This window comes from Amycolatopsis sp. NPDC051716 (assembly GCF_040681595.1).
GTDB lineage: Bacteria > Actinomycetota > Actinomycetes > Mycobacteriales > Pseudonocardiaceae > Amycolatopsis.
The window spans coordinates 194,413-214,416 of the sequence record NZ_JBFAZA010000011.1; the positions used below are offsets into that span (position 1 = coordinate 194,413).

A 20,004-nucleotide genomic window follows, 5' to 3' on the forward strand; every position below is an offset into this window, starting at 1 on the left:
GATGCGCAGGGTGATGGCGTCGGCCCCGGTCGAGGAAGCCCCCGCCGCCCCGGCGGGGGAGCCCCGGGCGGAACGGCCGAAGCTGCGGACGGAGTTCGCGTTCGAGCTCCCGCGCGGGTACGTCGACGACGAGGGCAAGGTGCACCACTCCGGCGTGATGCGCCTGGCCACCGCGCGCGACGAGCTGATCCCGCTGCGGGACGACCGGGTGCGCGAGAACGCGGCGTTCCTCACGGTGGTGCTGCTGGCCCGGGTCGTCACCCGGATCGGCGACATCACCGACGTGCACGCCGGGGTCATCGAGAACCTGTTCGCCTCCGACCTGGCGTTCCTGCAGGACATGTACCGCCGGGTCAACAGCGAAGGCCACACCAGGGCGGGCGTCGCCTGCCCCGAGTGCGGCCACAGCTTCGTCGTCGACGTCGCCGGTGGCCGCCTGGGGGAATCGTGACGTACGCGGCCGACCGGCTGCACGAGGAAGTCGCGTACGTGGCCTACCACCTGCACTGGTCCCTCGACGACATCCTCGACCTCGAACACCCCGACCGGTTGACCTACGTCGCCGAGATCGCCCGGATCAACACCCGGATGAGCCAGGGACGGTGACGCACGATGTGGTTTCGCCGGAAGGAGGCGGGCCCGCCGCCCGTGCCGGTGCCCGCGCCTGAGCCGGCCGCGCTGCCGGTGAAGCGCGCGGAGTGGCGGAGCGTGGCGCCGATCCAGCGCGTCCTGGCCGAGCACCCGCTGGTCAACCCGGTGCAGCGGTTCAGCTCGACGCTGTCGTCCTGGCAGAGCCCGGGCTACCTCGAGCCGCTCGGGCACCGCGTCGGCCCGGCGGAACCCGCCGGCGTCATCGGCGATCTGGTGCGCCCCGCGGAGACACCCATGCCGCTGGTGGAGCCGGGACCGCCGTCCCGGCTTCGCGGCGCCTCGGTGCAGCGGGCCGGTGGCGGGCAGTCCGGCGAACCGGACCTGCCGCTGGTGTTGCCGGTCGTCACCGCGCGCGAGACCGTGCCGCCGCTGATGTCCGCGGCGGCCGAGAGCGGCCCGCCGGTGCGGACCCTCCAGGCGATCGCGGAGCCGTTCCCTGTGGACACTCCGGTGGCCGGCGACACCCCGGTGGTCCCGGTGGCGGCGCCGGAACCCCCGGCACCCGAACCCCCGGTCCCGGCTGAGCCGGCGCGGCCCGAGTTGCCGCTCGTCCAGCGGACCGAACAGGCGACACCGCGGCGGCTCGGACTCGGCGCGCCGATGCTGCCGGATCCCGGCTCGCCGCTTCCGGTGTCGCGGCTCGCGGAGGACGTTGCGCCGGTCTCGAGCGCTCCGGGGCCACCAGCTGAGCCGGTGTCGCGGACGACCGGTTCGCCGCCGGTGAACACCTTCCGCCCGTTCGACACCCCGGAGATCCGTTCCGGGACCACGGAGCCGCCCGGGACACCGGGCGGCTCGACGAGCGTTTCCCCGTCCTTGCCGGTGGCGCCGGTCGTGCGGCCGGGGGAGGGCTCGTCGGTTTCGGTCTCGCGAGCCGTCGAAGGTACTTCGCTCCCGGTGCTGGGCGCCGCCGAGCCGGCGGGGGTTCCGCTGACACGAGGGGTGGAGGAGTCACTGCCTCAGGTGCCGAGGGCGGGCGAGGCGCTTCCTGTCGTACCGACGGCTCAGGAGTCATCTTTGCCGGTGTCCCGCGCGGCTGAGGCCTCGGCAACGCCGGATTCGCCGCTGCTGGTGTCGCGGGCGGCGGAGGCCTCGCGACCGGCGGCCGAGCCGCTGGTGCCGGTCGGGTCGGCGGCGCGTGAGCCGTCGCTGCCGGTGGCGCGAGCGAGCGAAACCTCGGCGGTGCCGGTGGGACCGGCGGCGCAGGATTCTCCGCGGCAGGTGCCAGGCGCGGCCGGGAACCCGGTGGCGCCGACAGTGCCGGATTCGTCGCCGCTGGTGTCCCGGGCGGCCGAGAGTTCCGGCGTACCGGCGGCTCAGGAGCCGCCGCTGCCGATGGCGAGAACGCTTCCGTTGCCGGGAACGGAAGGCACTTCGGCGCTTTCCGCGGCCCGCATGGCCGATGAGTCCCCGGCCCCTTCCGCCGGGTCGGGATCACCGCTGCCGGTGTTGCGGGCTGTCGAGACCCCGGCGCGCCCGGCTGCGCCGGAGCCGCTGCCGCGGGCGACCGAGACCTCGGTGCTCTCCGTGGCACGAGCGGCGGAGGAATCACCGGTTCCGGTGACACGCGCCCTCGAGACTCCGGCACTCCCGGTGACGAGCGCGGCAGAGGCCACATCCCTTCCGGCGACACGGGGGAGCGAGGGTTCGCCGCTTCCGGTCGCCCGGACCGCCGAGGATGCACCTGCCGCGACGGACGCGACGCAGAGTGCTCCGCTCCCGGCGGCTCGCGCCATCGAAGGCTCGGCAAGCCCGACGGCAGGTGCCGGGTCGTTGCCGGTGGCTCGGTCCCACGAGGGAGTGGCGAGCCCGACGGCAGGAGCCACGGCCCCGTTGCTCCCGGTGGCACGGTTCCTCGAAGGCCCAGCGAGCCAGCTGGCAAGAGCCGCGGTGCCGCTGCTTCCGGTGGCTCGGTCGGCCGAAGGCTCGGCGAGTTCGACGGCAGGTGCCGGGTCGTTGCCGGTGGCTCGGTCCGACGAGGGAGCGGGGAGTCCGATGGCACGAGCCACGGTGACGTTGCCGGTGGCTCGGGCGGTCGAGGGGGCGGCGAGTCCGATGGCTGGGGCCGCGGTGCCGCTGCTTCCGGTGGCGCGGTCCGTCGAAGGCCCGGCGAGTCCGATGGCAGGTGCCGCGACGTCGCCGCTTCCGGTGGCACGGTCCCTCGAAGGTCCAGCGAGCCCGATGGCTGGAACCGCCGTGCCGCTACTCGCCGTGGCACGGTCCCTCGAAGGCCCGGCAGCCTCGACAGCGGGAACCGCGATGTCCTCGCTCTCGGTGGCACGATTCGCCGAAGACTTCGCCACCTCCACTTCACTCCCGACGGCACGCACCATCGGAACCGCGGCGCTCCCGGTCGCGCGAACCCCGGAAGGGGCGCCCGCCGAGATGGCGGGCACCACCGCGCAACTCTCGGCAGCACCGGCCGTTGACGGCGTGGCGCCCGCGATGCCGCCACTCCCGGTGGCCCGAGCGGCCGAAATCCCGGCACTCCCCGTGACCCGGGCCCTCGGCAATCCGGCCGTCCCGCTCTCACGCACCGTCGATGCCCCGGCACCCCACGCCGAACTGACCGAACCACTGCCCGTCGCGAGGATCGCCGACCCGGTCCAACCGTCCACACCGGACCCGCCGCCGCCTCCCGCGCCGGTCGTCCAGCGCGAGCCGGAACCGGCCGCCGCACCCGCACCCGTGCCGGCACCCGCGTCCGCGCCGGCCGCGGCTCCGCACCAGCAGCCGGTGGAAACCGAAGAGCTCGTCAAGAAGCTGTTCGATCCGCTGCTGCGCCGTCTCAAGACCGAACTCCGTCTCGACCGGGAGCGCCGGGGCGCGCTCACCGATCGCCCGCACTGAAGGAGGAGCGTCGATGCCGGACACCGAAGAAGCCGTTGCCGTGTGCTACGTCGTCAAGCTGGACGACAAGAACCTCGGCAACCTCGGCGCGTTCTCCAGCTGCGACGGGCTCGGCTGCGAATTCGTCATGGAACAGCGGGAAGAGGGCGGCAACAACGGCATGGTCTGGCAGCTGCCGACCCGGATCAAGTACTCGAACATCAAGCTCTCGCGCCCGGTCACCGAGGCCAGCTCGCAGATCACCAAGTGGTTCGCCAGCCTGGCCGGCGGGATCGAACGCAAGACCGCCACCATCGAGGCGCGCACGCTCGAAGGCAAGGTGATCGCCAGCTGGGCCCTCGAAGGCGTCGTCCCGGTGCGGTGGAGCGGGCCGCAGCTCTCGCCCGACTCGCCGAAGGTCGCCACCGAGACCCTCGAACTGGCCCACCACGGCTTCCTCAGCCCGGCGAAGAAGGGCTGACCGATGCCCTCGCCCGTCACCTTCACCTCGGCCGGCGCCCAGTCCACGGCGGCCTACAGCTCAGGCGCGCCCAGCAACCTCCAGCGCGCGGTGCTGAAAGTCCACAAGCCGCCGCAGTCCGGCGGGACCGGGCAGCCGCCCGGCGACTGGCTGTTCGACATCGAGTTCCAGTTCAACCCCAAGGAATTCTCGGTCAGCAAGAACGCCAAATGGGGCCGGGACGCCCAGCCCAACGCCAAGAAGAGCGCACCGCCGCAGTTCAAGGGGTCCGATCCGGCGAAGCTCTCGCTGGAGATGTTCATCGACGCGACCGACAAGATGAACGACGCCGTCGTCAAGAAGGTCGAGCAGCTGTTCACCTGCTGCGTGGCCACCGAGGACAGCCGTCAGCACAAGAAGCCCTCACCGCCGTGGGTGATCTTCAAGTGGGGCGGCATGACCGGCTTCCCCGCCTACGTCGCCTCCGTCACCGCGAAGTACACGCTGTTCACCCCGTCGGGGACGCCGGTGCGCGCGATCTGCACGGTCAACCTCGAGGAGATCTCGGGCGAGCTGGGCGGGCAGAATCCGACGTCCGGCGCGCTCGCCGCGCGGGACACGCACGTGCTCGTCGCCGGGGACTCGCTGCCCTCCGTGGCGTTCCGCGCCTACGGCGACGCCGGGAAGTGGCGCGCGATCGCCGACGCCAACGACATCGACGACCCGATGCGGCTGCGCCCCGGCACCCGGCTCCTGGTGCCCGCGCTGGAGGAGCTCGATGGCTAACGAGACCTTCACGAACACCCTCGTGGTCGAGGTCGAAGGCACCGCGCTGCCCGACGACGTCCGGGTGATGCTCGGCTACGCCTACGTCGACGACAGCCGGAACCTGCCGGACACCTTCGTGCTGCGCTTCCGCGACCCCGGGGCCGTCGTGCTGGAGAAGGGCAAGTTCAAGGTCGGGGCGAAGCTCAAGCTCAAGGTCCAGACGTCCGACCCCGAAGCCCCGCAGGACCTGCTCTCGGGCGAGGTCACCGCGGTCGCCGTCGACCTGGACCCGCACGGCACCTTCACCGAGGTCCGCGGGTACGACCACGCGCACCGGCTGTTCCGAGGCCGCCGGGTCGCGGCGTACCCGAACATGACGATCGCGGACGTGGTGCGCAAAGTCGCCCGGCGCGCGAACCTGCCCACCGGGAAGATCGACGACGTCAAGGGCTTCGGCGGCCGGCCGAACACCCAGCTGAGCCAGGACAACGTCAGCGACTGGGAGTTCCTGTCCCGGCTGGCCGACGCGGTCGGCGCGCAGATCGCCGTCCGGGACGGGAAGCTGAACTTCGAGCTGCCGGAGAAACCGTCCGGCGCGCCCTCCACGAGCACCAAGGCGACCGCCGATCCGCTGGTCCTCGAAGCCCACGGGACACTGCTCAGCCTGCGCGCGAGCGTCACCGCGGCCGAGCAGGTCCCCGAGGTGCGGGTCAACGGCTGGGACTACGAGAACAAGCAGCCGATCACCGCCACCGCGACCCCGAAGAACGCGGGCACGGACGTGCCCGGCGTGGATCCGGTCGCGCTGGCCGGGAAGTTCGCGAGCCCGCCCTTCCTCGACGCCGCCGCACCCCGGCGCACCCAGGGCGAGGCGGACGCGACCGCCAAGGCGCTGGCCGACCGGTTCGGCGGCGCCTGCACCGAACTCGACGGCGTCGCGAAGGGCAACCCGAAGCTGCGCGCGGGCGCCGCCGTCACGCTCACCGGCGTCGGCCAGCCCTTTTCGGGCAAGTACACGCTCACCAGCACCCGCCACCTGTTCAACGAGGAGGTCGGCTACACCACCGAGTTCGCCGTGTCGGGACGCCAGGAACGCTCGCTGTACGGCTTGGTCGCCGGCGGGGCGAAGCACTCGTCGTGGCCGGGGGTCGTCCCCGCGCAGGTGACTGACCTCAAGGACCCGGCGAAGCTCGGCCGCGTCAAGCTCACGTTCCCGTGGCTGGACAAGGAGTTCACGAGTACCTGGGCACGCACGGTCCAGGCGGGTGCGGGCCACGACCGCGGCGCGCTGGTGCTGCCCGAGGTCGGTGACGAGGTCCTGGTGGGCTTCGAACACGGCGACTTCGAAGCGCCCTACGTGCTCGGCGGCCTCTACAACAGCAAGGACACGGCGCCGTCGAAGTTCACCAAGCCCGTCGTGGACGGCAACAGCGGCGAGGTGGCGCTGCGCGGGTTCGTCTCGCGGAAGGGCCACAAGCTCGAGTTCGCCGAGGACGACGGGATCATCCTGTCGTCGGCGGACGCGAAGTTCGTGGTCAAGATCGACCAGAAGAACCAGGTCATCGAGGTGACCAGCGGCAAGAGCGTCACGGTCAAGGCGCAGAACGGCGTGAGCATCGACGCCGGCGCCGGGCCGCTGGAGCTCAAGGGCCAGAAGGTGTCCGTGAAGTCCCAGACCGACGCCAGCATCGAGGCGACCAGCCAGCTCAAGCTGAGCGGCACCGCGGGCGTGAAGGTCGAGGGCGCCACGGTTTCGGTCGCCGGCCAGGGCCAGACGGAGCTGACCGCCAGCGGTGTCGTCACCGTGCGCGGCAGCGTGGTCAAGATCAACTGACGGGGGAGCGACATGCCACCAGCCGCGAGGGTCGGCGACCCGACCGGGCACCCGGGCGTCATCGCCGGGCCCGGCGTGCCGACCGTGCTGATCGGCGGGATGCCCGCCGCGAACGTCGGGACGCTGCACACGTGCTCCTTCCCGCCGCCCGCGGTGCACCCGCCGACGCCGATCGCGCCGCCGGGCTGCCCGACGGTGCTGATCGGCGGCATGCCGGCCGCCCGGATGGGCGACATGGCCACCTGCGGCGCGCCGATCGTCATGGGCTGCCCGACCGTCCTGATCGGAGGCTGAGGTGACGGTGAGCGGGAAGGACTTCCTCGGCCGGGGACTGGCGTTCCCGCTGCACACGGACGCGACCGGCTCGATCGCGCTGGTCGGCGGCGAGCGCGAGGTCGTCGAAAGCATCCGGCTGATCCTGGCGACCTCACCGGGCGAACGCCCGATGCGCCCCGAGTTCGGCTGCGCGGTGCACGACCTCGTGTTCGCGCCCGCCGACGCGGCGACCGCCGGGCAGATCGCCTACGAGGTCCGCACCTCGCTGGAGCGCTGGGAGCCGCGGATCACCCTCGACGACGTCGTCGTCAGCTTCGACGAGGCCGACCGGGGCACCCTGCTGATCGACATCCGCTACCGCCTGCGCGGCACCAACGACCCGCGCAACCTCGTCTTCCCCTTCTACGTCATCCCGCCGCACGAGTCCACCGAGGACGGTGCGTGATGACCCTCCCGATGCCCAACCTCGACGACCGCCGGTTCCAGGACCTGGTCGACGAAGCCAAGTACCTGGTCCAGCGCAACTGCCCGGAGTGGACCGACCACAACGTCTCCGACCCCGGCGTCACGCTGATCGAGACGTTCGCGCAGATGGTCGACCAGCTGCTCTACCGGCTCAACCGGGTGCCCGACCTGCACTACCTGCGCTTCCTCGACCTGATCGGGGTCCGGCTGTTCCCGCCCGCCGCGGCGCGGACGGACGTGACGTTCTGGCTCTCGGCCGCCCGCGACGTCCCGGTGGTCGTCGCGGCCGGCAAGCAGGTCGCGAGCGTGCGCAACGAGGTCGAGGACCCGGTGGTCTTCACCGTGGAACGCACGCTGGACATCGTGCCGTGCTCGCTCGCGCACCTGGCGACCAGCACGGCCGACACCGGCTCGCCCCCGGTCGACCGCACCGACGAACTGCTCGTCGGCGGCGGCCCGGCGGTCTTCGCCGAGACCCCGGCCCCCGGCGACGCGGTCCTGTTCGGACTGTCGGACGCCGTCCCGGGCTGCGCGGTGCTGCTCCGGCTGGACTGCGAGGTCGAGGGGCAAGGCGTCGACCCGCGCGACCCGCCGTGGCTGTGGGAGGCCTGGGACGGCTCCGGCTGGGCGGCGTGCGAGGTCGACCGGGACAGCACCGGCGCGTTCAACCGGTCCGGGGACATCGTGGTGCACGTCCCGCCCGGGCACGCGATGTCGGTGCTCGCCCGGCAGCGGGCCGGCTGGCTGCGCTGCCGCCTGGTCGAGGCCAACCCGAATCAGCCGTTTTACCAGCGTTCGCCGCGGCTGCACGCGGTCGAGGCCTCGACCATCGGCGGCACGGTCGCCGCCGTGCACGCCGAGATCGTCCGCAACGAGGTCGTCGGGACCTCCGACGGCACCCCCGGCCAGCGGTTCCCGCTCGGCCGTCCCCCGGTGGTCGTCGGGGAGGGCGAACTGGTCGTCGAGGTCTCGGGCCCGGACGGCTGGCAGCAGTGGACGGAGGTCCGCTCCTTCGCCGACTCCGGCCCGGACGACCGGCACGTCATGCTCGACCGCGTCGGCGGCGAGGTCGCGTTCGGCCCCGCGGTGCGCCAGCCCGAGGGCGGGCTCCGCTACTACGGGGCGTTCCCGCCCAAGTCCGCCGCGATCCGGGTGCCCGAATACCGGTCCGGTGGCGGGCGGCGCGGCAACGTCGCCCGCGAGGTCCTCGAGGTGCAGCGGGACCCGATCCCGTTCGTCAGCAGCGTGGTGAACCGCCGTCCGGCGATCGGCGGGGTGGACGGCGAGTCGGTGCGGGACGCGGCGGTCCGCGGTCCGCTGCTGCTGCGCACCCGCGACCGCGCGGTCACCGCCGAGGACTACGAGCAGCTCGCGCGCGAAGCGGCACCGGAAGCGGCCCGGGTGCGGTGCATCCCGGCACACGGCGCCGACGGCCGCGAGACCGGCGCGATCCGGGTCCTCGTCGTGCCGGCGGTGCCCGACACCGGCGAACTCGCCTTCGCCACCTTGATGCTCGAGGCCGGCATGCGCGCCCGCATCGAGCGCCACCTCGGCGAACGCCGCTGCGTGGGTGCGCTCGTGTCCGTGGAACCGCCGTTCTACCAGGGTGTCACGGTGGTCGCGCGGCTGCGGGCCCGGCGCCGGACGACGGCGGGCACGCTGGGCGCCCGGGCGAGCCAGGCCCTTTACGACTACTTCAACCCGATCAGCGGCGGCCCGGACGGCGACGGCTGGCCGTTCGGGCGCCCGGTGCAGTCAGGGGAGGTGTTCGCGGTGCTGCAGCGGCTTCCCGGCGTCGAGCTGGTGGAGGACGTGCGCCTGTTCGCCGCGAACCCGATCACCCGCGAACGCGGCGAGCAGGTCGACCGGCTCGACCTGCCGCCCAACGCGCTGGCGTTCTCGTTCGGGCACCAGGTCCGGGTCCGGGAGGCGGGCGCATGAGGACGGGGATCCCGGGACTGCCGAGCCCGCACCCGATCGGCGAGCAGCTGCCCTCGGTGTACGCCGAGGACCGGTTCGTGCAGGGCTTCACCGGCGCGCTCGACGAAGTCCTCGCCCCGGTCATCTCCACTTTGGACAATTTCTCGGGCTACCTCGACCCGGGCGTGGCGCCGGCCGACTTCGTCGGCTGGCTGGCCCACTGGGTCGCGCTGGGCGTCGACGAGAGCTGGCACCCGGACCAGCTGCGGCAGCTGGTCACCCGCTCGGTCGAGCTGCACCGGTGGCGCGGCACGCGCCGCGGCCTCACCGAACACGTGCGGCTGCTGACCGGCGGCGCGGTCGAGGTGACCGACAGCGGCGGGGTCGTCGCCGACCCGCAACCGGGCGCGCCGCTGCCGGACCCGGGACCGCCGTGGGTGCAGGTGCGCGTGCGGGTGCCCGACCCGGCCCGGGTCGACGTGCGCCGGTTGACGGCGACGGTCGTGGATGCGGTGCCCGCCCACGTGCGGGTCACGGTGGAAGTGCTGGAGGGCTAGCGGATGGTCATCTACGCGGAGTGCGGGCACCAGGGGCCCGCCGACGTCGAATTCTGCGGCGAATGCGGCCGCTACCTGAAGTGGGACGACGACGGCCCGGTCGCGGTGAAGACGCAACCGGTACTGCAGCAACAGCAGCAGCAACAGCAGCAGGTCGTGCAGCCCGCCGAGCCGATCGCCCCGGTCCGGCAGCCGGTGCAGCCGACCGTGGAAGAGCAGGTCCTCAACCCGGGCGACCTGATCTGCGGCCGGTGCGGCAAGGGCAACGCGCCGGCCCGGAACTTCTGCAGCCGCTGCGGCGCTTCCCTGGCCGAGTCCGAGGTAGTCAAGACGTCGTGGTGGCGGCGGTTGTTCGGCCGCAAGCCGAAGGAGCTGAAGGCGGGGGCCCGGCCCGGCAAGGACGGCGTCCGCCGCCGGGCCGGCCGGAGCGGGGCCGCGCGCCGGACCGTGGGCAAGGTGCTCCGCCGGACCGTCGCGGTGGCACTGATCTTCTCGGCGCTGATCTACGCGCTGTACCAGCCGTTCCGCGGGGCGATCAACACCGCGGCGGTGGGGCTGTGGAGCCAGGTGACCGGCGTCTTCGAGGCGAAGCTGAATCCGATCCACCCGATCAAGGTGAGCGCGACCGCGCAGACCGACGGGCACGCGGCGCCACTGGTCACCGACAACGCCAAGAACACGTTCTGGGCGGCCCCCGGCGACCGGGAACAGGTGCTGGTGTTCACCTTCGACCACCCGGCGGACCTGCGGAAGGCGATCGTGTACTCCGGGGACGCGGCGAACTTCCCGGCCGCGCACCGGCCGCAGAAGCTCCACCTGGTGTTCTCCACCGGCAAGACCTACGACATGGTGCTGGCCGACACGCCGGACGCCCAGGAAGTCCCGATCGAGAACAGCGCCGGCGCCACGAGCGTCGAGCTGCACGTGACCGGGCTGTACCGCTCGCTCAACGGCACGGACGTCGCGATCTCCGAGATCGAGCTGTTCGAAGCCGGCTGATCCGCCGAAGGCTTTTGGGGAGGACCGACCATGCGCGCGAACCGAGCGGTGGCGGGCAGCGCGGTCATCGCGGTGCTCGGCGGCTGGGCGATCAGCGGTGCGCTCGCGCCGACCGAGGCACAGGCACCGGTGGCCTCGCCGTACCGCGTCGGGTACGTCAGCGAGGCCAGCACCGGCCTGTACCAGGCGACCGGCGAAGGCGCGGAGCCGGCGCTGCCCCGCACCATCGGCGGCGTCGACTCCGACGCGTCCGCGGGCACCGGAGGCATCGTGTGGGTGAGCCACCGCGCCGCGGCCGCCGGTGGCGCCGAGCGGGACGGCGAACTCTGGTACCTCCGCGACGGCGCCCCGGCGGCCCTGCAGCTGACGAACGACGACGCCGTCGACCTCCACCCGGCGCTTTCCCCGGACGGCCGCACGGTCGCGTTCGCCTCCGAACGTGCCGGCGGCCGGAAGCTCTTCGTGATCGGCGTGGACGGCCGCGGCCTCCGCCAGGTGACGTCCGGCCCGGCCGCCGACGACTCGCCGAGCTGGTCGCCCGACGGCACCCGCCTGGCCTTCAGCAGCACCCGCGACGACCCGGCCGGGGACATCTACACCGTCGGAGCCGACGGCGGGACGCCGGCGCGCCTGACCGCCGACCCGGCCGCCGACACCCAGCCCGCGTGGGGTCCGGCGCGGATCGCGTTCACCACGACCCGCTTCCACCCGGCCGGCGACGTGGTGTTGATGGCCGACACGGGCGGCGCGGTCACCCGGGCGGTCCCCGACCCCGGGGATTCGGCCGAGCCGGCGTGGTCGCCCGACGGCGCGCGCCTGGCCTTCACGACCCGCGCGCAGGATCCGCTCGGCGACGTCAAACAGGTCGAGGGCGGCACGGTGTCGGTCATCTCGGCCCTGTCGGCCATCGGCGAGACCGAGCCGGCGTTCCGCGCGGACGGCCGGCCGGTGTTCACCGAGCTGCGCGCGAGCGGCACCGCGGACATCTGGAGCGCGGACGCGACCGGCGGCGATCGCCGGGACCTGACGAACCGCCCGGGCGCCGGCGAGTTCGACCCGGCCTTTTCCGCCGACGGCTCGCAGCTGGCCTACACCCAGGCCGGCCCCGGCGAGGCTGCCTCGGGGACCGAGATCATCGTGGCCAACGCCGACGGCGGCGCACCCCGGCCCCTGACCGGCCCGAGGGACGGGATCAAGCGCGAGCAGCACCCGGCCTGGTCGCCGGACGCGACGGCGATCGCCTTCACCAACACGGCCATCCGCGGCGAGAGCCGCTTCGACACCGTGCGGATCGCCCGCGTCGCCGACGGCCGCGTCCTGGGCGAAATCCCGATCCCGCCGTACCTGTCCGGCGACGACTCGCAGCCGGTGTGGTCGGCCGACGGCACGAAGATCACGCTGACGCGGGCGGCCTCGCGGAGTACGCCGCCCCCGCCGGGCCGGGTGCAGCCGACGGTGGTCGACGTCCCGGTCGGGCAGGGGTCTTCGGCGGCGATCCCCAAGACCGTGCCGACCGACAAGGTGCCGGCCAAGCCGGACATCGTGCTGCTGATGGACCAGACCAGCTCGATGGGCACCGCGCTGGCCGCCATGCAGGCCAACCTGACCGAGGTCATGAAGACCATCACCACGGCGCAGCCGGAGGCCCAGTACGCCGCCGCGGCGTTCGGCGATCGCGACGACGGCATCGACGCGAACAACCCCAACGGCCGCCTGTTCCAGGTGCAGCGGGACCTGACGAAGGACCAGTCCGAGATCACGAAGGCCTTCGCGAAGATCACCCCCGACGGCGGGATCGACACCCCGGAGGACTGGATCTACGCCCTGGACCGCGTCGCCACCGGCGCGGTCACCTTCCGGCCGGACAGCAGCCGGATCGTCGTGCTGGTCGGCGACGCACCCAGCCACGACCCGAGTGGCGTTCCCCAGCACCCCGACCAGGGCGTGACGCTCAGCCAGGCGATCGAGCACCTGAAGGCGCAGGGCATCCGGGTGGTCGCGGTGTCGGCCGCGGGCGGCGGCGGTGGCCTGGACAGCGACCCGGCCCACCAGGCGACCCAGGTGACGGACGCGACCGACGGCGTGCTGGCCAGCACGGACCCGGGCAACATCAGCGCCGTGATCACCGAGAAGATCGGTGACCTGAAGGTGAAAGTGCAGCCGGTGCCGTTCTGCGACCCGGGGCTGACGTTGACGTTCACCCCCGAGGGGACCCAGTCGGTGCCGGGCGGCACGACCGCGAACTTCACCGAATTCGCGGCCGTCGCGGCCACCGCACCCCTCGGGGCTTTCCTGCACTGCCGGGTCGAGTTCCGGCTGGCCGGCGAGCCCACCGTGCGGCCCGGCTACACCGAGGACGTCACCGTCCGGGTCAAGGACCCGCGGCTGCCGCTGATCACCCTGCACGACAAGACCGTCACCGGAACCGCGCCCACGGTCGTCGAATACTCCGCGACCGCCATCGATGCCGATCGCGAAACGCCGCTGACACCGTTCTGCACGCCGTCGTCCGGCAGCCTCTTCCCGGTCGGTGCGACGACCGTGACCTGCACGGCGACCGGGCGGGGCGGCACGGCCACCGAGACCGCCGTGATCTCCGTCGACCCCGGCGGGGAATTCCGGCAGGAGTTGTGGCAGGTTCCCCTGGCCGCCGGACCGGACAGCGTCACCTTCGGCACCCAGCGGAACCTGTCGCCGTCGTTCGGGACGCCGTGCGGCGCCGGGCGGCAGGGCTCGGCGGACGTCTCGCCGGACGGCGCCGCGCTGGTGTTCCACAACGACTTCCGCCAGCTCTGCGTGGCGCCCGTCGACGGCGGGCGCGCGCGGGTTCTCGTGCAGGACACCGATTTCGTGGACGACCCGGCCTGGTCGCCGGACGGCACGCTGGTCGCCTTCGACAGCGCGGCCTCCGAATCCCGGCCGGGCATCCGGATCGTGCCGTCGGCCGGGGGCGCCTCCAAGCCGCTGATCGACGAGCCGGGCGGCGCATCGCAGCCGGCGTTCCAGCGGATCGGTGACGTCGGGGTGACCGCCACCGCCGTTCCGGCTGCCATCCCGTTCTCCGGGCTCACGACGTTCGAGTTCGTGGTCACCAACCACGGCGCCGCCGCGGCGCCCGGGACCGGGCTGTTCGTCCGGCTGACCGCGGGGCTGCGGCCGCAGGCGCCGATCACCAGCGTGGGCACCTGCACGCCGGACCTCGTCTGCACCTTCGGCACGCTCGCGCCGGGTGCGCAGGCGCGGGTGCGGTTCAGCGCCACCGGCGCCGAGCCCGGGCCGCAGGCCGCGACCGGCACGGTCACCACGGCGGGCCCGGACGCCGACCAGCGGGACGATTCCGCGACGGCCGTGGTCACCGTCGGCGAGAAGCCGGTGCCCCCGGTCACGCCGGGATCGCTGTCGGTGGGCCTGGCGGTGTCGGCGGTACCGCTGTTCGTCGGCGGCGACGACGTCGGGCTGACCTTCCTGGTGCACAACGGATCCGGGGCGCCGATGCCGGACGTCCGCCTGGTCACCCAGCTGCCGCCGCAGCTGCCGGCGACCTCGGTGCCGCCGGGGTGCACGCCGGGCGGCGGCAGCTGCGCGCTCGGGACGCTCGCGCCCGGCCAGACCGTCGAAATCCGGATCACGCTGGCGGCCGCGGCCGCGGCGGACGCGCCGGTGGCCGGCACGGTCAGCACCAGCGGGCCGGACAGCAACCCAAGCGACAACACGGTCAGTGCCCGGGTGGTGATCCGCCAGCCGGTGGTGACCGTGGACCCGGGCGTCGGCCCGGTCGGCTCCGTTCCGCGCGTGACGGGCACGGACTTCCCGCCGGGCGCGACCGTCCGGCTGGCCTGGTCGGCCGGGATCTCCGAGACACCCGGCCTGGCCACCGTCGGCGTCGACGGGAAGTTCGAGGCGCAGTTCCTGATCTTCCACCACGACCTGATCGGGCCCCGGACGGTGGCGGTGACCTCGGTGAGCGGGCCGAAGTTCGGGACGGCCCAGTCGAACCCGATCCTGGTGGTGCTGCGCACGGAACAACCCCCGTTCATCTCCCGCGGCTGAGCCGCGGCGAACTCGCTGCCCGTAGGGGCAACCACCAGCGCACGGCCGCACACCCGTCCGCTGGTGCCGGATCCACACCACGAAAGGGAGACTTCGGCGCATGGGAGCAACGGCGACGCTGTCCGAGGCCGGCCTGGTCGCGGAACCCGGCCAGGAGACCAGCTGCACGGTGACCATCCGGAACGCCGGGCAGGTCGTCGACCAGTTCGCGGTCGACGTGGTCGGCAACGCGAGTGGCTGGGCCACCGCGGAACCGGCCACGGTCAACCTCATGCCGGGGGAGACCGGGACGGTCACCGTGCGGTTCACGCCGCCGCGATCGTCCGACGTCCCCGCGGGGGCGATCCCGTTCGGCGTCCGGGTGTTCTCGAGCGAGGACCCCGCCGGCTCGGTCGTGGAGGAGGGCACCGTCGAACTCGGCGCCTTCACCGAGGTGACCGCCGAGATCGTGCCGGCCAAGGTGGAAGGCAGCTCGAAGGCCGACTTCGAGGTCGCCGTCGACAACCGGGGCAACCGGCCGGTGGTGGTCGAGCTGAGCCCGCTGGACCCGGAGGACGAGCTCGACTTCCGGCTCGAGCGCGACCGGGCCGAGCTGGCGCCGGGCACCGCCGCGTTCATCCGGATGCGCACCAAGCCGCGGAAGCGCTTCCTGCGCGGGCCATCCGTCCGGCACCGCTTCCAGGTGTTCGTCGTCGCCGACGGCGCCGAGCCGATCAAGACCGAAGGCACCATGGTGCAGCGACAGCTGCTGCCGAAGTGGCTGCTGCCCGCGCTCATCGCGCTGCTCGTTCTTCTGCTCGCCCTCGTGACGTTGTGGTTCACCGTGCTGCGGCCCGCGGTCAAGTCGGCCGCCCGCGAGGCCGCCGAAGAGCAGAACCACGAGATCGTGAAGGCGGCGCAGGACGCCGGCGCCGGGGCCGATCAGGCCAAGAAGAACGCCGACCAGGCCAAGCAGAACTCCGAACAGGCGATGAAGGCCGTCGGCCTGACCCCGCCGGGCGACAACCCCGCACCGCCGGGTTCCGGTCCCGGGACGCCGCCTCCGACCCGCGTCTCGAACGCCGCGGCCGACGGGACACCGACGGACTTCCGGGTGGCCGCGGACGCGAAGATCGACTCGAACGTCAACCGGTTCGCCGAGTTCCCCTACACCCTGCCGGACGCGAGCAAGACGCTGGTGATCACCGACCTGATCCTGCAGAACCCGCGTGGTGACACCGGAACCCTGCGGCTGCTGCGGGATTCCGGCGGCACCAAGACCGTGCTGCTGGAGGTCGGGCTTTCGAACTTCCGCGACCTCGACCACCACTGGCTGCAGGCCTGGCGGTTCCAGCCGGGGGACAAGATCGTGCTCGCGGTCAGCTGCCAGAACCCGGCGGACCGGGGCCACTGCACCCCGTCGGTCTCCTTCTCCGGCCGCGTCGAGTGAGCCGCGCTAGTGTCGCGCGTCGCAAGTTGTTTGACGTCCGGGAAGAGCGCCCCAATGTGGCCTTCGGTGCGTTGAACGCAACCATGGCCACATTGGGGCGCTCGGGGACCGGGCCGCTGTCACTGAACTTCGGACGCGCGACACTAGATCAGCCCTTCACGCATGGCGAACGCCACCGCGTGGGCGCGGTTGCGGAGCTGGAAGCGGTTGGTGATGTCGTGCAGGATCGACTTCACCGTCCGCTCCGAGTAACTCAGCTGATCGGCGATTTCCTTGGTCTCGAACCCGTCGGCGACCAGCCGCAGCACCCGGGTTTCCCGCTGGGACATCCCGGCGAGGTCCCAGCCGTTCGGGCGCAGCACGTCCCGCTGCAGCCGGGACACCCGCGACAGCAGGCGGCCCAGCAGGTCGGGCGGCAGCGCGCCTTCGCCGACGGCCGCGGCTTTGACCAGCCGCACCAGCGTGTCCGGGGTGGCGTCGGCCCGGCGGATGATCGCCGAAACGCCGTTGCCCACCACGTCCAGCAGTTCCGAGTCCTCCACCTCCCCGGCGACCAGGACGACACCCGCGTGGCCGGCGCACTGGAGGCTGCGCAGCAGCTGCCGGGCTTCCTCGTTCAGCCGCTCCACGATGACCAGCACCACGGCGGGCTCGCCGGAGTCCTCGTCGGCGAAACGGATTTCGGGACGTGACCGCAGTGCGGCCGTGACGCCCGCGTGGGTGATGGTGTCGGTGGCGTGCAACAGCACCGGAACCTGGTCGGTGATCATCGGTGAGGCCCTCCCTCGAACGACGTCGGATCGTTCCACCCCCCAAGGATCGGGGTGCGGACGCCTGCCGAACAGGGACATGGAGTCCCGACCTGTCCCGCTTTCCTTACTCCGATCGGGCAATGCCGGCCTCTTTGGCCTTGGCGATGGCCTGGGTCCGGTCGGTGACGCGGAGCTTGCGGAAGATGTGGGAGACGTGGTTGCGCACGGTCTTCTGGCTCAGCACCAGCTCTTCGGCGATCGACGCGTTGCCCATGCCCCGCGCGACGAGCCGCAGGATCTCCTGCTCGCGCAGGGTGAGCCGCGGGAACGACTCGTCGCGCGGGGTCGCCGTCCCCAGCAGCGACAGCACCCGGGTCGCGATCGCCGGGCTGAAGATGGCTTCGCCGTCGCCGATCACCCGCACCGCGCGGATGATCTGCTCGTTGCGCGCGCCCTTGAGCAGGTAGCCGCGGGCGCCCGCGCGCATCGCGGCGAACACCGCGGCCTCGTTCTCGAACATGGTCAGCATGAGCACCCCGGTGTGCGGGCTCGCGCTCACGATCCGCCGCGTCGCCTCGATCCCGTCCAGGTCCGGGAGGTTCAGGTCCATCAGGACGACGTCGGGTTCGAGCCGGCCCGCGTCGGCGACGGCGGTCAGGCCGTCGGCCGCCTCGCCGGCGACCTCCATGCCGTCGGTGGCCTCGAGCATCGCGCAGAGCGCCGCGCGGAAAACGGGGTGGTCGTCCACCACGAGGACGCGCAGTGACTCGAACACCGCCTCACTTCCCCGCGGCGAGGGGCAGCCAGGCGGCGATCCGCGTGCCACCGGAGGAAACCGGCTCGACCCGGCAGCCGCCGCCGAGGTCGCCGGCGCGTTCCCGCATCGACCGCAGCCCGGTCCCGCCGACCGTGGGCAGAGCCTCGCCGTCGGTGCCGACGCCGTCGTCGACGATCTCGACGTGCAGGTCGCCGTCGAGCGGCCAGAGGTGCACGGTGCACTCCCGGGCGCCGGAGTGGCGGGCGACGTTCACCAGCGCCTCGCGGATGATCCGGTAGGCGGTGACCTCGACCTCCGCCGACAGCGGCGGCAGCTCCCCGCCGACCTCGACTTCGACCCGCAGCGGCCCGTGTTCGGCGGGCACCCGCCCGGTGAGCGTGGCGGCGTACCGGCGCACGGCGAGGACCAGCCCGGCCTCGTCGAGCGCCGGCGGCCGCGCGTCGGCCACGATCCGCCGCAGGTCGGTGATCGCGCCGTAGAGCTCGTCCTCGAGCCGGGCCAGCAGGTGCTCGGTACCCGCCCGGTCCCGCCCGATCAGGTCCCGGGCGGCGCGCAGCCCGAGCACGGCGGCCGTGAGCGTCGGCCCGAGCCCGTCGTGCAAATCGTGGAGCACCCGTTTCAGCCGGTCCTCGTACCCCGCGGGACGACCGATGTCGGCGACGACGAATGTCCGGCGCATGTTCTCCCCGTCCGCCAGAAATGATCCGGCACGCCCTCGCGAACCGGGGTACCAGCCCTCGTGCGGGTAGCCCAGCCGGCTGCTCCGTTTCGCGTAGCGGGATGGTCACCCGCTGTACTAATCGCCGCATCCTGCCCCGGCGTTTCATTCGGAGCCACCGTCAAAGGTCACGGTATGGTCCCGATGCGGAAACGCTCGTAACGGTGCAGGTCCACGCAATGATCCGTCTGGTCCAGCGCGGCCGGGCCGTCAAAAACCATTCATGAACTGTGCCGTGAACCGGTGGAAATTCGACAAAGCCGGGACGCTGCACTTTCGGGAAGTCGCACGGCGGATGGCGCAGAAGGCGACGGACAATTGGCGCAATGGCAACAGGGCCGCGTGGCCGGTTCGTTTCGCGGGCCGGGGGGAGCCCGCCTTTCGCTAACGGATCTCGGCGGGGCCGGGGAGTTCGGCGAGCTGGGTCACGGCACCGGCGTCGGCCGTGCTGTGCCGGGCCAGTTCGGTGAAGAAGCGGGCCACGTGGCCGGTCGCCAGGTGCGCCCGGAAGGCGTCGGTGTCGGCGTAGACCTCGTAGAGGTGAAAGGTCCCCGGCTCCGCGACCGCGCGGAACGACCGGAACTCCCGGCAGCCGGGCTCGCGCCGCACCGCGGCGGTCAGCGTCGTGATGGCGGCGGCCAGCTGTTCCTCGTGGCCGGGGACCGCCCGGACGACGGCGACCATCGGCCGCTCGCCGGGCGGGAGGTCGGCGCCGACCTCGGGCATGAACCGCCGGTCATCGGTGCTCACGGGACCACGACCGGCGTACCCGGCACCACGAGCCGGACGGGGATCTCCGGGGCGATGCGGGCCACCGCGTCGGCGTAGTGGCGCGGGTCCTGGTCGCCCTTGGTGATCATCCGGTCGCCCAGGCGGCCGCTGTGGAAGGCGTAGTGGTGCGGGATCGCCAAGGCCGGCTTCAACGCCGCGGTCAGGCCGGCTGCCTCCTCGGCGTCCATCACCACCTGCTCGAGGTGCATCGGCCGGATGCACAGGCCGTTCGTCGGCAGGATGGCCAGGTCGACGGGACCGAACCGGTCGGGGATCGTGTCGAGCTCCGGGACCCGCAGCGAGTCGCCGCCGAAGAAGACCGTGCGGTCGCCGGCCTGGATGACGAACGTGACTTCGTGGACGCCGTGCTTGCCCGGCGTCGCCGTCACCGTGAGGTCGCCGACCGTGGCGGCCTCCCACGCTTCGACGACGCGGATGTCGCGGAAACCCTTGTCCCGCGCGATGGCCGCGACCGTGCCGGGCCCGATCAACGGGGTGCCGAGGTCGAAGCCGCCGTCCACGAGGCCGTCGAGGTCGCAGTGGTCGTAGTGCTCGTGGCTGACCACGACCGCGTCGACCCGGCCCAGACCGGCGACGGTCGAGGCGACCGGCTCCCCTTGGTAGTAGGTCGCGGCCTGGGTGAACCACGGGTCGGTCAGGACCCGGAGCCCGCCGATTTCGATCAGCTGGCAGGCGTGCCCGATGCGGGTCACGCTCAACGAAGTGGGCATGCTGGTTCTCCTGGTG

The 20,004-nt window shown here is 72.6% G+C and carries 18 protein-coding genes; 13 read left to right on the forward strand and 5 right to left on the reverse strand.

What is annotated here, in order from left to right; all coding sequences use genetic code 11:
- The first annotated feature begins 1 nt into the window (after window position 1).
- From AB0M30_RS17720 to AB0M30_RS17780, 13 genes are all read left to right on the forward strand, one after another.
- Window positions 2-451 carry a hypothetical protein gene (locus tag AB0M30_RS17720; protein WP_364585083.1) on the forward strand — a complete coding sequence of 150 codons (450 nt, stop codon included), beginning with the start codon at window positions 2-4 and terminating at the stop codon, window positions 449-451.
- Entirely contained in the window at window positions 448-606 is a 159-nt protein-coding gene (locus AB0M30_RS17725) for a DUF6760 family protein (protein WP_003098516.1), read from the forward strand. Before AB0M30_RS17720 ends, AB0M30_RS17725 begins: the two co-directional genes overlap by 4 nt.
- A 6-nt stretch (window positions 607-612) precedes the next feature.
- On the forward strand, window positions 613-3,501 hold the full coding sequence (locus AB0M30_RS17730; protein ID WP_364585084.1) for a hypothetical protein: 2,889 nt from the start codon (window positions 613-615) through the stop codon (window positions 3,499-3,501).
- 13 nt (window positions 3,502-3,514) lie between these two features.
- Window positions 3,515-3,961, forward strand: coding sequence for a phage tail protein (locus AB0M30_RS17735; RefSeq protein WP_013226669.1), 447 nt, complete (start codon window positions 3,515-3,517; stop codon window positions 3,959-3,961).
- A 3-nt stretch (window positions 3,962-3,964) separates the two neighbouring features.
- Window positions 3,965-4,726, forward strand: coding sequence for a LysM peptidoglycan-binding domain-containing protein (locus AB0M30_RS17740; protein ID WP_364585085.1), 762 nt, complete (start codon window positions 3,965-3,967; stop codon window positions 4,724-4,726).
- A complete protein-coding gene (locus tag AB0M30_RS17745; RefSeq protein WP_364585086.1) occupies window positions 4,719-6,542 on the forward strand; it encodes a VgrG-related protein in 1,824 nt (607 codons plus the stop codon). Before AB0M30_RS17740 ends, AB0M30_RS17745 begins: the two co-directional genes overlap by 8 nt.
- Before the next feature lie 12 nt (window positions 6,543-6,554).
- The gene (locus tag AB0M30_RS17750; RefSeq protein ID WP_103342742.1) at window positions 6,555-6,836 is read left to right on the forward strand and encodes a PAAR domain-containing protein; all 282 of its coding nucleotides are present in this window, start codon (window positions 6,555-6,557) and stop codon (window positions 6,834-6,836) included.
- Between the two features lie 7 nt (window positions 6,837-6,843).
- The gene (locus AB0M30_RS17755) at window positions 6,844-7,263 is read left to right on the forward strand and encodes a GPW/gp25 family protein (protein WP_360181618.1); all 420 of its coding nucleotides are present in this window, start codon (window positions 6,844-6,846) and stop codon (window positions 7,261-7,263) included.
- A complete protein-coding gene (locus AB0M30_RS17760) occupies window positions 7,263-9,224 on the forward strand; it encodes a putative baseplate assembly protein (RefSeq protein ID WP_364585087.1) in 1,962 nt (653 codons plus the stop codon). Before AB0M30_RS17755 ends, AB0M30_RS17760 begins: the two co-directional genes overlap by 1 nt.
- Window positions 9,221-9,760 carry a phage tail protein gene (locus tag AB0M30_RS17765; protein WP_013226663.1) on the forward strand — a complete coding sequence of 180 codons (540 nt, stop codon included), beginning with the start codon at window positions 9,221-9,223 and terminating at the stop codon, window positions 9,758-9,760. The genes AB0M30_RS17760 and AB0M30_RS17765 overlap by 4 nt, the downstream gene beginning before the upstream one ends.
- Window positions 9,761-9,763: 3 nt before the next feature.
- On the forward strand, window positions 9,764-10,759 hold the full coding sequence (locus AB0M30_RS17770) for a zinc ribbon domain-containing protein (RefSeq protein ID WP_364585088.1): 996 nt from the start codon (window positions 9,764-9,766) through the stop codon (window positions 10,757-10,759).
- A 30-nt stretch (window positions 10,760-10,789) separates the two neighbouring features.
- Window positions 10,790-14,809 (forward strand): VWA domain-containing protein, encoded by a 4,020-nt coding sequence (locus AB0M30_RS17775; protein ID WP_364585089.1) that lies wholly within the window; start codon window positions 10,790-10,792, stop codon window positions 14,807-14,809.
- Between the two features lie 100 nt (window positions 14,810-14,909).
- Window positions 14,910-16,238: a hypothetical protein gene (locus AB0M30_RS17780; RefSeq protein ID WP_364585090.1), complete on the forward strand. Its 1,329-nt coding sequence runs from the start codon at window positions 14,910-14,912 to the stop codon at window positions 16,236-16,238.
- Window positions 16,239-16,381: 143 nt separating this feature from the next.
- Here AB0M30_RS17780 and AB0M30_RS17785 read toward each other — a convergent pair whose 3' ends face one another.
- The 5 genes from AB0M30_RS17785 to AB0M30_RS17805 all read right to left on the reverse strand — a co-directional run bounded on the left by AB0M30_RS17785 (window position 16,382) and on the right by AB0M30_RS17805 (window position 19,988).
- Window positions 16,382-17,008: a response regulator transcription factor gene (locus AB0M30_RS17785; RefSeq protein ID WP_043785945.1), complete on the reverse strand. Its 627-nt coding sequence runs from the start codon at window positions 17,006-17,008 to the stop codon at window positions 16,382-16,384.
- Between the two features lie 106 nt (window positions 17,009-17,114).
- A complete protein-coding gene (locus AB0M30_RS17790) occupies window positions 17,115-17,765 on the reverse strand; it encodes a response regulator transcription factor (protein ID WP_103342747.1) in 651 nt (216 codons plus the stop codon).
- A 4-nt stretch (window positions 17,766-17,769) separates the two neighbouring features.
- A complete protein-coding gene (locus AB0M30_RS17795; RefSeq protein WP_364585091.1) occupies window positions 17,770-18,447 on the reverse strand; it encodes a sensor histidine kinase in 678 nt (225 codons plus the stop codon).
- Window positions 18,448-18,870: 423 nt separating this feature from the next.
- Window positions 18,871-19,236, reverse strand: coding sequence for an antibiotic biosynthesis monooxygenase (locus tag AB0M30_RS17800; RefSeq protein WP_364585092.1), 366 nt, complete (start codon window positions 19,234-19,236; stop codon window positions 18,871-18,873).
- Entirely contained in the window at window positions 19,233-19,988 is a 756-nt protein-coding gene (locus AB0M30_RS17805; protein WP_364585093.1) for an MBL fold metallo-hydrolase, read from the reverse strand. Before AB0M30_RS17805 ends, AB0M30_RS17800 begins: the two co-directional genes overlap by 4 nt.
- Window positions 19,989-20,004 lie beyond the last annotated feature (16 nt).

Excerpts from the sequence above, each read along its gene's own strand:
- AB0M30_RS17720 (WP_364585083.1), top strand. The coding sequence starts at position 2 with ATGCGCAGGGTGATGGCGTCGGCCCCGGTCGAGGAAGCCCCCGCCGCC.
- AB0M30_RS17730 (WP_364585084.1), top strand. The coding sequence starts at position 613 with ATGTGGTTTCGCCGGAAGGAGGCGGGCCCGCCGCCCGTGCCGGTGCCC.
- AB0M30_RS17735 (WP_013226669.1), top strand. The coding sequence starts at position 3,515 with ATGCCGGACACCGAAGAAGCCGTTGCCGTGTGCTACGTCGTCAAGCTG.
- AB0M30_RS17740 (WP_364585085.1), top strand. The coding sequence starts at position 3,965 with ATGCCCTCGCCCGTCACCTTCACCTCGGCCGGCGCCCAGTCCACGGCG.
- AB0M30_RS17745 (WP_364585086.1), top strand. The coding sequence starts at position 4,719 with ATGGCTAACGAGACCTTCACGAACACCCTCGTGGTCGAGGTCGAAGGC.
- AB0M30_RS17750 (WP_103342742.1), top strand. The coding sequence starts at position 6,555 with ATGCCACCAGCCGCGAGGGTCGGCGACCCGACCGGGCACCCGGGCGTC.
- AB0M30_RS17760 (WP_364585087.1), top strand. The coding sequence starts at position 7,263 with ATGACCCTCCCGATGCCCAACCTCGACGACCGCCGGTTCCAGGACCTG.
- AB0M30_RS17765 (WP_013226663.1), top strand. The coding sequence starts at position 9,221 with ATGAGGACGGGGATCCCGGGACTGCCGAGCCCGCACCCGATCGGCGAG.
- AB0M30_RS17770 (WP_364585088.1), top strand. The coding sequence starts at position 9,764 with ATGGTCATCTACGCGGAGTGCGGGCACCAGGGGCCCGCCGACGTCGAA.
- AB0M30_RS17775 (WP_364585089.1), top strand. The coding sequence starts at position 10,790 with ATGCGCGCGAACCGAGCGGTGGCGGGCAGCGCGGTCATCGCGGTGCTC.
- AB0M30_RS17780 (WP_364585090.1), top strand. The coding sequence starts at position 14,910 with ATGGGAGCAACGGCGACGCTGTCCGAGGCCGGCCTGGTCGCGGAACCC.
- AB0M30_RS17785 (WP_043785945.1), bottom strand. The coding sequence starts at position 17,008 with ATGATCACCGACCAGGTTCCGGTGCTGTTGCACGCCACCGACACCATC.
- AB0M30_RS17795 (WP_364585091.1), bottom strand. The coding sequence starts at position 18,447 with ATGCGCCGGACATTCGTCGTCGCCGACATCGGTCGTCCCGCGGGGTAC.
- AB0M30_RS17805 (WP_364585093.1), bottom strand. The coding sequence starts at position 19,988 with ATGCCCACTTCGTTGAGCGTGACCCGCATCGGGCACGCCTGCCAGCTG.